Here is a 12,574-nt window from a genome sequence, read left to right on the forward strand (position 1 = left end):
CTATTTGGCATAAGAAACAGAACGCATTTCACGAATAACTGTTACTTTAATCTGCCCGGGATATTGCATATCTTTTTCTATTTTTTGCGAAATATCAAAAGACAACTGACCTGCCCTTTCATCTGTAACATTGTCGGCATCTACCATAACCCTAAGCTCACGACCAGCCTGGATAGCATAACACTTGTTAACCCCGTCAAAGCTGAGTGCAAGAGCTTCCAGTTCTTTTAATCGCTTTATATAGCTTTCCATTACTTCTCTTCTAGCGCCTGGTCTAGCACCTGAGATGGCATCACAGGCCTGAATGATTGGAGAAAGCAATGAAGTCATTTCTATTTCATCATGGTGGGCACCAATGGCATTACAAATGACAGGATGCTCCTTATATTTTTGAGCCAGTTCCATACCTAAAATAGCATGTGGCTTTTCAGGCTCTTCGGGCCATACTTTACCAATGTCATGCAATAGTCCTGCACGTTTTGCCTGCTTAGTATTTAAACCAAGTTCAGAAGCCATAGTAGCACAAAGATTGGCCACTTCTCTAGAGTGTTGTAATAGATTTTGACCGTAGGATGATCTGAATCTCATTCGCCCTACCATCTTGATCAGCTCCGGATGCAGACCGTGAATGCCTAGGTCTATAACAGTTCGCTCACCAATTTCAACTATCTCTTCTTCAATGTTCTTTTTAGTCTTTGAAACAATCTCTTCAATTCTTGCTGGGTGAATTCTTCCGTCAACAACCAATCTGTGGAGGGATAGTCTGGCTATTTCTCTCCGGACTGGATCAAAACCAGAGATGATAATAGCCTCTGGTGTGTCATCTACAATAATTTCTACACCGGTAGCCGCCTCAAGTGCTCTGATGTTTCTACCTTCTCTACCAATGATCTTTCCTTTAATATCATCACTTTCTATATTGAAAATGGATACGCAATTTTCAATAGCGTGCTCAGTGGCTGTTCTTTGTATAGACTCCACCACAATCTTTTTAGCTTCTTTGGTGGCTGTAAGCTTAGCCTCTTCAATGATGTCTTTGATCTGAGAAGATGCTTTAGACTGAGCTTCATCTTTTAATGTTTCAATCAATTGCTCTCTTGCTTCATCCGCAGTTAGGTTGGCAATCTTCTCGAGAATCTGGACCTTCTGCTGGTTGAACTTGTCAAGCTCAACTTTCTTTTTATCAACCACTTCAATTTGTAACTCAAGCTTCTCTTTTAAATCATCAACTTCAGCTTGCTTTCGATTAAGTTTTTCAAGCTCTTTGGAGATGTGTTGTTCCCTTTGCTTGATCTTGTTTTCATTGGTGATAATGAGGTTTTTCTTTTTTGAAGTTTCTTCTTCAAACTCTGCCTTGAGCTTCAGAAATTTTTCTTTGGCCTCAAGTATCTTATCTTTTTTGATATTTTCAGCTGAAATCTCAGCCTCTTTGATAATAAGCTTGGCCTTATTTTCAAGGTCTTCTTCTTTGGCTTTATTGGCTTTGGCCACCATAGAACGACCTACGAAAATACCGGCCGCCAGAGCTATCACAGCGCTTAGTATCACATAGATTAAATCTGCCATTATGGTATAAGTTTAGGTTTTAGATAAACAGCGCTATTGTATCGATTACAACTTGCGGAGTATTACCATCTATGAAATATTCGGCAGAATTATGCTAAAGTGAAGAGCGGCTTATAGTGCCTGATTTATTAGATTATTTAACTGATTTACTTTTTGTACTACGCTCTCATCGGTGTCTACGTGCTTTTCTTCCAACTCCATCTTGTCCACCAAACAATCAAAAGCTACCATTGCCAGCAGGTCTTGTTTGTCATCGATACCGAAACGTTCCCGATATACGCGTATTCTCTCGTTTATAGATTTTCCGGCATTTCTTACCCGTTGTTCATCTTCGGTTTTCACCTTCATTGGGTATTCCCGGTCAGCAATCTTAATTTTGATTGAGAGTTCGTCCATCAATATTTTTTATTTGCTCAAGTGTAAGATACACTTGTCAATTTCTTTAATATAATCGTCAATCTTACTCTTCAATTCAGAGGCATCTTTCCCATCCGAATCAATTTCACTTACAATCTTACTAATTTTAATCTGATTTTGAAAGCTGCTCACCTGTTCCTCTTTTTGCTTCAAAATGCTTCTTAATTCACCGTTTTCTTCCCTTAGCATAGCCAATTCTTCTTTAATGGTTTTATGCTTATCGAGAAGTAGTGAAAGTTTTCTTTCCAGCGAGGACAAATTAGATTTTAGCAGGTCTTGACTCATTGTTATTTTCGTATTATTGCGCCCAAGTCATTTTCAAAAGCAGTCATCAATTTAGCCATTGTCTTATCAATAACCTTATCAGTAAGTGTTTTTTCTTTGTCCTCAAGGATAAAACTCACAGCATATGCCTTTTTGTCGCTATCTATTTTATCTCCTTCGTAAACATCGAATACATTTATTCTCTTTAGTAATTTTCTTTCCTGTGTGGTTGCCAATGCTTTAATTTTATCGAAAGTTATTTCCTTATCGATTACCAAAGAAAGGTCTCGTCTTACTTCAGGGAACTTAGAAACTTCTTTAAATACTATATTATTATTTGCCTGCTTTAAAAGCAAGTTCCAATCTAAATCTGCATAAAATATTTCTTGTTTTACTCCTGTTTTTCGACAAACGGCAGCATTTACCTTCCCTAAGGTAGCCAGGAGCTTTCCATTGAGGTGATATTCCAAGGCATAGTCAAATGGTGAATTGTGAGACACTTTGCTTTCATACGGCTTGTTGGTTAGCTTGTCTAACACTGCATTAACTACCGCTGACAAATCATGAAAAGCCACTTTCCTCAACTTCTCTGCCCAATGCTCAGCTTCCACGTTTCCTGTTATTAATATACCCAGCCTGTTCGATTCTTTGTACTTGCCTTCCTGAAGCTTATAGGTTTTACCAAATTCAAATATTTTAAGGTCGGCCTGCTTTCTGTTGATGTTATGCGCAGCCACTTCAAGTAGTGAATACAGCATGGATTGTCGCATTACACCAAGATCTTCACTTAGTTTGTTAAGAATGACAACATCCTCTTTTTCGTTGATGCTGCTATCACTAGCAGCATAAGCAGGCTTAGTCAGGGAGTTGGTGATGATCTCGAAATAGCCACGACTCGCCAGGGTTTGACCTATTTTGAATTGAATTTTATCCTTGTCAGTAGCAGGAAAGTCTGCTAAATAGCTACTGCCCACATGATCTGGCAGTTCTATATTGTTGAAGCCATAAATTCTGAGAATTTCTTCAATAACATCTGCTTCTCTTTGAACGTCAACCCGGTAGGGAGGTACAATAGCGGTAAAGCCTGCCTCTGATTTTTTTTCAATGGCAATGTCTAAAGACTCAAGAATAGAAATAACCTTTTCTTTGGCGATATTTTTACCAATAAGCCTGTCAATATTTTTATACTTTACAGCAACCTCAAAAGGCTTTATTGGGTTGTCATAGACATCTATAACATCTGATGATATTTTGGCTCCAGCCAGCTCTTTGAAAAGCAAAGCCGCTCTTTTTAAAGCATAAATGGTAATGTTAGGGTCAGTCCCTCTTTCATATCTAAATGAAGCATCAGTTTTTAACTGATGCCTTTGAGCAGTTTTTCTCACATAGTCAGGGGAGAAATAGGCGCTTTCTAAAAATATGTTCTTGGTTGTGGCAGTTATTCCAGACTCAATTCCTCCAAAAACACCTGCAATACACATCCCTTTACTGTTTCCATCACAGATCATGAGATCATGAGCATTAAGCTTTCTTTCTTTCTCGTCCAGAGTGGTGAATTTCGTTCTATCAGCAAGGGTTTTGACCAACACCTTATTCCCTGAGATTTTATCAGCATCAAAAGCATGCAGTGGCTGACCAACTTCGTGCAATACGAAATTAGTTATGTCAACTATGTTATTGATAGGAGCCAGTCCGATGGTTCTTAAGTATGCTTTGAGCCATTCTGGAGATTCACCAACATTTACATCCGTTAAGGTTACTCCAGAGTATCTTGGGCAAGCTTCTTTATTCTCAACACTGACTTCAATAGTCAATGCATCATTGTCTTTTTTAAAGCCCTCTACTGATGGCCATTTCACTTCTCTGTTAAGCACTGCTTTTAGGTCACGTGCTACTCCGATGTGGCTGGTAGCGTCCGCACGGTTTGGCGTCAATCCTATTTCAATAAGGGTGTCATCTTCTAAATTGAAATATTCTGCGGCTGGTGTGCCATTTGGCAATTCTGTATCTAAAATCATGATGCCAGCATGACTTACACCAATTCCAATCTCATCTTCTGCACAGATCATGCCTTCAGAAACTTCACCCCTTATTTTAGCTTTTTTGATTTTGAATGAATCTCCTTCAGTGGGGTATAAAGTAGCTCCCACAGTAGCGACTATTACTTTTTGTCCTACAGCCACATTTGGAGCGCCACAGACTATTGGAGATGGTTGATCTTCTCCAATATCAACTGTTGTGATTTTAAGTTTGTCTGCATCAGGGTGCTTTTCGCAGGTAAGTACCTCTCCAACAACTAATCCTGCCAGACCACCCTCAATTTGCTCAATTTTTTCATGACTTTCAACTTCAAGCCCTGTGTCTGTCAATAGCTTGGAAATAACCTCAGGTGACTCACTGAGATCTATATAATTTTTTAACCAGTTAAGAGATATCTTCATTTGAATATTATTGTAATGCTTGCCCTGCGGTTCAATTTAAAGTTGGCAAAATTAATGATTTTGACAGTTAATGCCTTTGGGCATTTCAATTTATTGGTAAGTTTTTTCACCTGCCTCAATAGCTACTGAAAGCAGATTTTCCCGTGGAGGTAAAGGGCAACTAAAGCCATCAGCATAAGCGCAGTAGGGGTTGTATGCAAGATTGAAATCCAGTACGATGGTGTTGCCCCCACTGTGAGTAACATCAAGGTATCGTCCTGCACCATACGTTTCAATGGCACTTGTTTCATCACCAAATGCAAGAAATAGCTTTTCATCCTCTACACTTTCCAGAATCAATAAAGTTTGAGGCTTGTCGGCAAACGAAAACTCAGCCTTGCCATACGTCAAATATTCTCTTTCAACACCATCATTGGTACCTAGTTTTACAATTTTTGCTGGTTCTGCTTTGGTGAACCTTGCAGTAATTTTGTATTTAATATTTGGCTCGTAATATTTCAGCCCTTCATACTTCACTTCTGAATCTTTAAAAGGGGAGTCAGAATTGTTTTTCATAAAAATATCGGCCTCTTCCCTTTCTTCAAGGATTTCTTCAATGTATTCTTCAGTGGTTTGACCTCCAGAAAATGAGTAAACCATAATAATAGCTATGACCACGCCAACAACGATGCTCAAGATTTTTCTTTGATTCATAAATTATAAAATTCCTTCGTCAGCAAAGCTGAAATACGATTCATTGGTAAATATAAGATGATCCAAAACAGGTATTTCTAAAACGACCCCTGCTTCTTTCATTTTTTTAGTAAGTGATAAATCCTGAGCACTAGGTTTCAGGTTTCCTGATGGATGATTGTGCACAAGGATGATGGCGGAGGCCAATTCTTCAAGGGCAGATTTGAATATCAGCTTTGGATCAGCTACTGTACCCGATACACCACCACTGCTTATTAATTTCTTTTTGATAATCTCATTACTTCTGGAAAGTAAGAGCACCCAAAACTCTTCATGTTGCAAATCGAGCAAGTCACCTTTCAGGAACTCATAAACATCATTAGAACTGCTGATCTTTGGATTTCTAATTATCTCCTGATTTTTCCTTCTCCGGCCAAGCTCAAGGGCAGCAACAATGCTTATGGCTTTGGCTTCACCAATACCCTTAAATTTTGTAAGGTCTTTAACTGAAAGTTTGGCGAGGCTGTTTAGGTTGTTTTCAGAGCCGTTCAATATTTGCTTTGCCAGATCGACTGCACTCAAAGATGCAGTGCCCGAACCTATGAGGATACCTATCAGTTCGGCTTCTGAAAGTGACGCTTTGCCTTTGAGGAGTAATTTCTCTCTCGGACGGTCTTCTTCGGCCCAACTTTTAATATTTAGATATTCACTAGCTTTTTTCACAGGGTTGAAAATAGTGAAAAATAAAAAAGTCTCCCGCTGTAGCAGGAGACTTTTAATGTCTTTGGCCTATTTAAATAATTATAGGCTGTTCACCAACTTGGTAAGCTTAGATTTGTTATGAGCTGCCTTGTTACGGTGAATAATATTTTTCTTAGCCAACTTATCGATCATAGAGATCACAGTTTTCAATAAACCTTGAGCTTCTGTTTTATCAGTAGTTTCTTTCAACTTCTTGACAAAAGTTCTGGTTGTCTTATGTTGGTATCTGTTTCTTAACCTTTTTGCGTTGTTAGATCTGATTCTTTTTAACGCTGATTTATGATTTGCCATAACTGATCTTAATTCAACTACTCTTTAATTTTGAGTGTGCAAAGGTAGTACTAATATTTATTTCTGCAAAACATATACTCTCAATATTTTTTAAGTTATTTATAGTATAATCACCATTAAGTTCCTTTAACTCAAATGAAAAGAGCATTTACAGTTGTTTTGTTGACTGCAATATTATCACTTTCTTTTAGCATTTGGGGGTTTTTTGCTCATCAAAAAATCAACAGGCTTGCTGTATTTACACTACCCCCTGAAATGATCGGGTTTTATAAGCACAATATTCAATATATATCTGAAAATGCGGTAAACCCTGACAGGAGAAGGTATGCCGTTAAGGATGAAGCTCCGAGACACTACCTTGATGCCGATGTCTACGGAGATAGTGCTGTTTATAAATTGCCGAGATACTGGAGCGATGCTGTTGAATTATATACCGAAGACACACTAAAAGCTTATGGGATAGTTCCATGGCATATTAATGTTGTGAAAAACTGGCTTACAGATGCTATGAGAATTAGGGATGCTGAAGGTATATTGAGGTTGTCTGCTGACTTAGGACATTATATTGGAGATGCCAATGTGCCACTTCACACTACAGAAAATTATAATGGTCAGCTTACCGGCCAGTATGGTATTCATGGGTTTTGGGAATCACGGTTGCCAGAGTTATATGCTGAAGAATATGATTTTTTTGTTGGACAGGCTATTTATTTAGAAAATGTACAACTAGCCGCATGGGATGCAGTTATTCAAGCCAATGAAGCCCTGGATTCTGTATTAAGGTTTGAAAAGGAGCTTTCAAGAAAGTTTGGCGAAGATAAAAAATACTCTTTTGAAACCAGAGGAGCATCAACAATCAAAGTCTACTCCAGGGATTTTTCAAAAGCTTATCATGATGCTCTGAACAATATGGTAGAACGCCAGATGAAAAAAGCCGTTAAAATGGTTGGAGATTTTTGGTACACCTGCTGGATAGATGCAGGACAGCCGGATTTAAAATCCTTAATTGATTTTGAGTTGTCTGAAGAGGATCTGGAGAAAAGAAAGGAAGAACTTAAGCGCTGGAAAGAAGAGAGATATAAATCACGTGAACATGAGTCTGAAAATTAAAAAGGCATCCGATTTGGACGCCCTTAATTATTTAGTTGAACCTAAATGTTACTCTTCAATGGCCAATGAATCCGCTGCCATTTCTTCTTCCATAATTTCTGGTTCAGGCGTTGGTTTAGATTCTACAATTTGCTTTAAGTCATTTAGTCCTTGCTCAAATTTTGGTAACATTTCGGCATTCATATCGCCTAGGCCAAATAGAAACCTCCAAAATAATCCCAAATCGCTATAGTTATAGCCCCAGGTCACTTTTGAGCTGTCGCCATCTTGCTCAATTTTAACCCAGCTGCCAAAGTTGGCATCCATTCCATCAAATTTCATTTCAGTTTTGACGAGCTCGTTCGGAATTACTTCTATGATGGTAATGCTTCCCTTTCTGAGGTCTGGATTTTCAGAATCCCACTTTGAAGTGGCACCTACACCTTCTTCCGGTCCTTCATAAGAATATGCTGATGGTTCTATTTTATACCACGGGGACCAAGCATCAAGCTTTTTGATATTTACAGCTTCTTCATAAATGGATTCGGGAGAAGCATTGATGACAATCGAGCTTTCGATACTGCCTTCTGCAGGTTGCATCATTGCAATTCCCAATCCTGCTACCACTAGGATTGCGATGACGATTAAGATGATCTTTAAGATTTTCATGTTGTTATTTTGTTGGTTTTGCTTAATCAAGTTAAAAAGAAATTATGAATTTAGAAATGACTGATTTTTTAGTGTTTTCATTTGCTAATTTCGCACCATGAATTATTTATCGGTTGATGATATATCCAAGGCCTTTGGTGAAAGGGTGCTTTTTAAAAACATTTCTTTTGGGATAGAGCAGGGGCAGAAGGTGGCTCTTGTTGGTGTGAATGGTAGTGGGAAAACCACTTTGCTCAAAATTTTGGCAGGTATAGAAGTACCAGACAAAGGTGAAGTAGTGGTAAATAATTCTGTGAAGATTGCTTATCTGGAACAGCAACCTGAATTTGGAGATACGGATGATATTATTGAGGCGGTGCTTGGTGGTGATAAAAAGATGGCGCAGCTTATTTCAAAGTATGAGCATCATCTTAAGTTGGCAGAAACCGATCCAAAATCAATGGAGATTATTGGTGATTTGATTGAAGAGATGGACAAGGCCGATGCATGGACCTATGAATCGCAGATTAAGGAAGTTTTGGGCAAACTTGGCATTCATGATCTAGAGAAAAAGATCAGTGATATGTCTGGTGGACAAAAGAAACGGGTTGGACTTGCTAAGTCGTTAATAGAAAAACCAGATTTAGTAATACTCGATGAGCCCACTAACCATCTTGATTTGGAGGCTATCGAATGGCTGGAGGGGTTTTTGTCCAGTAGCCAGATGGGTATAATCATGGTTACCCACGATAGGTATTTTCTTGAGCAGGTGACCAATGAAATCATTGAGTTGGATAATGAGCAGGTGTATCGCTATTCAGGGAATTATTCATACTTCCTAGAGAAAAAGTCAGAGCGTGAGCAGATGGCCCAATCTGAAAAGGAAAAGGCCACTAATCTTTTTAAAAAGGAGCTTGATTGGATTAGAAGACAACCTAAGGCCAGAGGAACAAAGGCAAAATATAGAGTAGAAGCATTTGAAGGTATAAAAGAAAAAGCCCATCAGAACCTTGATAAGGTTGAACTGGAATTGGATATCAATCAGCGCAGACAAGGGGGTAAGATTCTTGAAATTGAAGAAATTACTAAATCGTTTGGAAACCAGAGTATCATAAAACCTTTCAGCTATATCTTTAAAAAGGGCGAGAGGGTTGGCATTGTCGGTAAGAATGGCGCAGGTAAGTCTACATTTCTTAATTTGCTAACAGGGGCACTTCAGCCTGATTCCGGGAAGCTGGATAAAGGGCAAACTACTGTTTTTGGATATTATAAACAGCAGGAGCCAAGTTTTAAGCCTGGGATGAAAGTGATTGAGGTGGTTCAGGAAGTGGCTGAGATAGTTACTTTATCTAATGGAAGTACAGTATCAGCTTCTAAATTTTTAACCCAGTTTAATTTTTCTGCAAAGGCTCAATACGATTATGTAGATAAGCTTAGCGGAGGCGAAAAGAGAAGATTACAATTACTCAGGGTATTAATAGAAAACCCGAATTTCCTTATTCTTGATGAGCCTACCAATGACCTTGACTTAATTACTTTGAGAACGTTGGAAGAGTTTCTTTTCAATTTCCAGGGATGCCTTATCATAGTTAGTCACGATAGATATTTTATGGACAGGCTTGTAAACCATCTTTTTGTATTTGAGAAGGATAAGGCCATAGTTGACTTTCCCGGTAATTATACTACTTACAGAAACTCTGAAAAGGCAAATACGCAAGATGAAAGTACTCCTAGAACCAAGCAGGAAAAACAGAAAGATGTTGTAAAAGCAGAAACTTCAGAAAGGAAACTTACCTATGCTGAAAAACGTGAGTTTGAGCAGCTGGAGAAAGAAATTGAGCAATTGACTAATAAGAAATACGAACTTAATCAATTGCTGGTCTCAGGAGAAAATGATCATGAGAAGCTGACTCAATGGGGAACAGACCTGAAGCAAATTCAAGAAGAAATTGATACCAAAGAACTAAGGTGGCTGGAGCTATCTGAGCTTAATTAGGAAAAGTTTCTTAAAAATAAGGAAAAATTTCCGTACCTTTGGGGTATGGAAGCAAACGAGCCGCAAGCCATATACAGTAGGTATAAATCAAAATTATCAGACCCGGCCACAATTGTGTTTTCTGCGCAAAAGGGTGTGTCCGCTAAGATATTTGATGATGTAGTCAAGCTATTCGGAAATACTGATTATATGGCCGAGGTTGTTGAGCTTACACAAAAAACCATCAACAAATACCGCGCACAAAACATAAAATTCAGCCCCATTAGGAGTGAGATCATGCTTAAGCTAATAGCACTTTACCAAAAAGGAGTATCCATTTTTGGCAATAGAGAGGCTTTCATTTCCTGGCTATCAAAGCCTTCTTATGGTATTGGAGGTCATGTACCATTAGATTTGGTTAAAACCTCCGATGGCATTGATCTCATAACGGATGAGTTAGACCGTATCCAATATGGCGATACTGCATGATTGTTTTCAGAATTACGCTTACTAAATTTTCCGATAAACTATATGCTTCTGGCCGACCTGCACGGTGGAATTCCGCAGGTACATTCATGATATATTCGGCATCATCTAGAGCATTGGCATGTCTTGAAAACCTGGTACATAGAAGGGGAGAAGGACTAGACGCTTCCTTTAGGACTCTAGTAATTGAAATTCCTGAAAAAATAAAAATTGAGACTTTTGAGCAAAGCAAACTTCCTAAAAACTGGACTTCATTTAAGGGGCAGTTACATACCAAATTTGTGGGTGATGGGTGGTGTAAGTCTGGGAGTTCAGCTGTAATGCAAGTTCCATCAGCAATAATTCCTGAAGAAAGTAATTATCTCATTAATCCTCATCATCCTGACTTTAGCAAAATTAAGATCAAAGCGGTGGAGGAATTTCAGTTCGACAATAGGTTTTAGTCCTTCCACTTAATTTCCCAGACTTCATCTTCGCTGGCTACTGTTGTGTATAAAGCATTTGCAAGCCTTGTAACAATAACTTTGTCATCAGCCCAGCGTAGTTTCTCTTGCTCAATCACAATAATATTGTTCTTCTTATGAAATGCCATAATGTTATTACTCTTGGGTAAAACTATTTCATAGCTCTTACTTGCTTCAATTACAGGGTTGATATTTACTTTTAATTCAGTGTTTTCAAGTAGTTCAATGGCCTTTTTTACATTAGGAACTCCATAACCTAGATAGTTATTAGGGTATGGATATAAGTGACTTGATTTGATCAGGATATCACGAATTTCAGCATTATCAATGTCCGGTTTTGCCTGCATCAAACAAGCCACAAGACCTGTAATTACCGGAGCGGCAAATGAAGTGCCCCCAGCTGCAAAACATGATACCTCAGGTTTTACCTGATTCAAGTGCTCTGGGCCAATGGAGCTGTAACCTAATTTATTCCAATATCGGTGACCAGACGAGCCAACGGCAATTACTCCTTTGGCATCTGCGGGAATAGAAATGATTTTAAAATCATCATTGCCATCATTACCAGCAGAAACTATGATCGTCATCCCCTTTTCCCTGGTGGCCAAATCTACAACCTGCGTTAATGCGCTTGTTTTGCCATCTACCTGAGAAGGCTTATAATCATCTTCTGGATTATCAAAGCCAGTACTATAGCCTAATGAGGAATTTATTAATCTCACTCCCTGACCATGCATCCACTCCAGTGCCGCAACCCAATAATCTTCTTCACCGTGGTATTCTTTGTCTGACTGATCTGTACGAGCCAGATAAAATTCACTTTGGTGAGCAAGCCCAATAAAGCTGGCATCATCATATCCTGCCAAGGCTTGCCATACTCTTGTGCCATGAGTGTCGTTGTTTTTTTCTGGCCCAGCATAAGGGTCTACAATTTCTCTTTCTATGAAATTCTGATACCCCTTGATTTGATCATTGGAAATAATCTCCTTGAGGTATTTGTCTTCATTAGCGCCTAAAAAACCTGCATCAATAATTCCTATCTTGATTCCCTCTCCATTTAAACCAAGTTCAATTAATGTGTCAGCTTGGATTTGGTCCAATACCCGTGCAATTTGATAAGTATCAGGGCTATTAGTGGATAATATTTTAATATTTCTATCTATCGGGGCGATACTTTTAACAAAAGGTTGTTGCTCTAATTTTTCTAACTGTGAGTTCTCCAAAACTGCAGAGGTGGCGTGGAGCCATTTGGATGTGACTACAGTTTGGATGTTTTCAGTAGTTATGAAAGCATTAAAAACAGAGTCTATTGAAGCTTTTTCAATACTCTTTTCTTCCCCTGCAATTGACATTTTGTCTTTTAGATATATCCAGTACTTTTGTTGCCCTTGGGTACCCAGGGAGATCAATAAAAATAGTAAAAGGCTTATCCACTTTGACATTACTGTAAATTAATTGATTTTAAGTTTTTAGAATAGAAAATAGATTATAAATACATA

Annotated in this window: 13 protein-coding genes; 4 read left to right on the plus strand and 9 right to left on the minus strand. The window is 38.5% G+C overall.

The features are described 5' to 3' along the window. The 7 genes from rny to rpsT form a co-directional block, all read right to left on the minus strand. Positions 1 to 1,566 carry a ribonuclease Y gene (gene rny / locus RIB54_RS07220; protein WP_350065932.1) on the minus strand — a complete coding sequence of 522 codons (1,566 nt, stop codon included), beginning with the start codon at positions 1,564 to 1,566 and terminating at the stop codon, positions 1 to 3. A 111-nt stretch (positions 1,567 to 1,677) separates the two neighbouring features. Beyond that, positions 1,678 to 1,962, minus strand: a complete 285-nt coding sequence (locus RIB54_RS07225; protein ID WP_350065934.1) for a cell division protein ZapA — start codon at positions 1,960 to 1,962, stop codon at positions 1,678 to 1,680. A gap of 9 nt (positions 1,963 to 1,971) precedes the next feature. Continuing rightward, on the minus strand, positions 1,972 to 2,268 hold the full coding sequence (locus RIB54_RS07230; RefSeq protein WP_350100099.1) for a hypothetical protein: 297 nt from the start codon (positions 2,266 to 2,268) through the stop codon (positions 1,972 to 1,974). A 2-nt stretch (positions 2,269 to 2,270) separates the two neighbouring features. Continuing rightward, on the minus strand, positions 2,271 to 4,688 hold the full coding sequence (gene pheT / locus RIB54_RS07235; protein ID WP_350100101.1) for a phenylalanine--tRNA ligase subunit beta: 2,418 nt from the start codon (positions 4,686 to 4,688) through the stop codon (positions 2,271 to 2,273). A gap of 90 nt (positions 4,689 to 4,778) precedes the next feature. After that, complete coding sequence (locus RIB54_RS07240; protein WP_350100103.1) at positions 4,779 to 5,381, minus strand: DUF1684 domain-containing protein; 603 nt, start codon at positions 5,379 to 5,381, stop codon at positions 4,779 to 4,781. Between the two features lie 3 nt (positions 5,382 to 5,384). Next, positions 5,385 to 6,083: a RadC family protein gene (radC, locus tag RIB54_RS07245; protein ID WP_350065942.1), complete on the minus strand. Its 699-nt coding sequence runs from the start codon at positions 6,081 to 6,083 to the stop codon at positions 5,385 to 5,387. A 78-nt stretch (positions 6,084 to 6,161) separates the two neighbouring features. Beyond that, positions 6,162 to 6,413: a 30S ribosomal protein S20 gene (rpsT, locus tag RIB54_RS07250; protein ID WP_155185294.1), complete on the minus strand. Its 252-nt coding sequence runs from the start codon at positions 6,411 to 6,413 to the stop codon at positions 6,162 to 6,164. 135 nt (positions 6,414 to 6,548) lie between these two features. On the opposite strand from rpsT, the gene RIB54_RS07255 reads away from it, so the two are divergent. Continuing rightward, positions 6,549 to 7,523 (plus strand): zinc dependent phospholipase C family protein, encoded by a 975-nt coding sequence (locus RIB54_RS07255; protein WP_350100105.1) that lies wholly within the window; start codon positions 6,549 to 6,551, stop codon positions 7,521 to 7,523. Positions 7,524 to 7,571: 48 nt separating this feature from the next. Here RIB54_RS07255 and RIB54_RS07260 read toward each other — a convergent pair whose 3' ends face one another. Further along, positions 7,572 to 8,171 (minus strand): SRPBCC family protein, encoded by a 600-nt coding sequence (locus RIB54_RS07260; protein WP_350100107.1) that lies wholly within the window; start codon positions 8,169 to 8,171, stop codon positions 7,572 to 7,574. A 97-nt stretch (positions 8,172 to 8,268) separates the two neighbouring features. Here RIB54_RS07260 and RIB54_RS07265 point away from each other — a divergent pair, with 97 nt between their 5' ends. From RIB54_RS07265 to RIB54_RS07275, 3 genes are read left to right on the plus strand one after another with little or no spacing between them, the layout of a single operon-like run. Beyond that, entirely contained in the window at positions 8,269 to 10,146 is a 1,878-nt protein-coding gene (locus RIB54_RS07265; protein ID WP_350100109.1) for an ABC-F family ATP-binding cassette domain-containing protein, read from the plus strand. A gap of 45 nt (positions 10,147 to 10,191) precedes the next feature. Continuing rightward, positions 10,192 to 10,614, plus strand: coding sequence for an Xre family toxin-antitoxin system antitoxin (locus RIB54_RS07270; RefSeq protein WP_350100111.1), 423 nt, complete (start codon positions 10,192 to 10,194; stop codon positions 10,612 to 10,614). Then, the gene (locus RIB54_RS07275; protein ID WP_350100113.1) at positions 10,611 to 11,054 is read left to right on the plus strand and encodes an RES family NAD+ phosphorylase; all 444 of its coding nucleotides are present in this window, start codon (positions 10,611 to 10,613) and stop codon (positions 11,052 to 11,054) included. The genes RIB54_RS07270 and RIB54_RS07275 overlap by 4 nt, the downstream gene beginning before the upstream one ends. On the opposite strand, the gene RIB54_RS07280 is transcribed toward RIB54_RS07275, so the two are convergent. Next, positions 11,051 to 12,517, minus strand: a complete 1,467-nt coding sequence (locus RIB54_RS07280; protein ID WP_350100115.1) for a S8 family serine peptidase — start codon at positions 12,515 to 12,517, stop codon at positions 11,051 to 11,053. The two genes, RIB54_RS07275 and RIB54_RS07280, sit on opposite strands and share 4 nt — an antisense overlap. Between the last annotated feature and the right edge of the window lie 57 nt (positions 12,518 to 12,574).

The sequence above is a fragment of the Fulvivirga sp. genome (assembly GCF_040218215.1).
GTDB lineage: Bacteria > Bacteroidota > Bacteroidia > Cytophagales > Cyclobacteriaceae > Fulvivirga.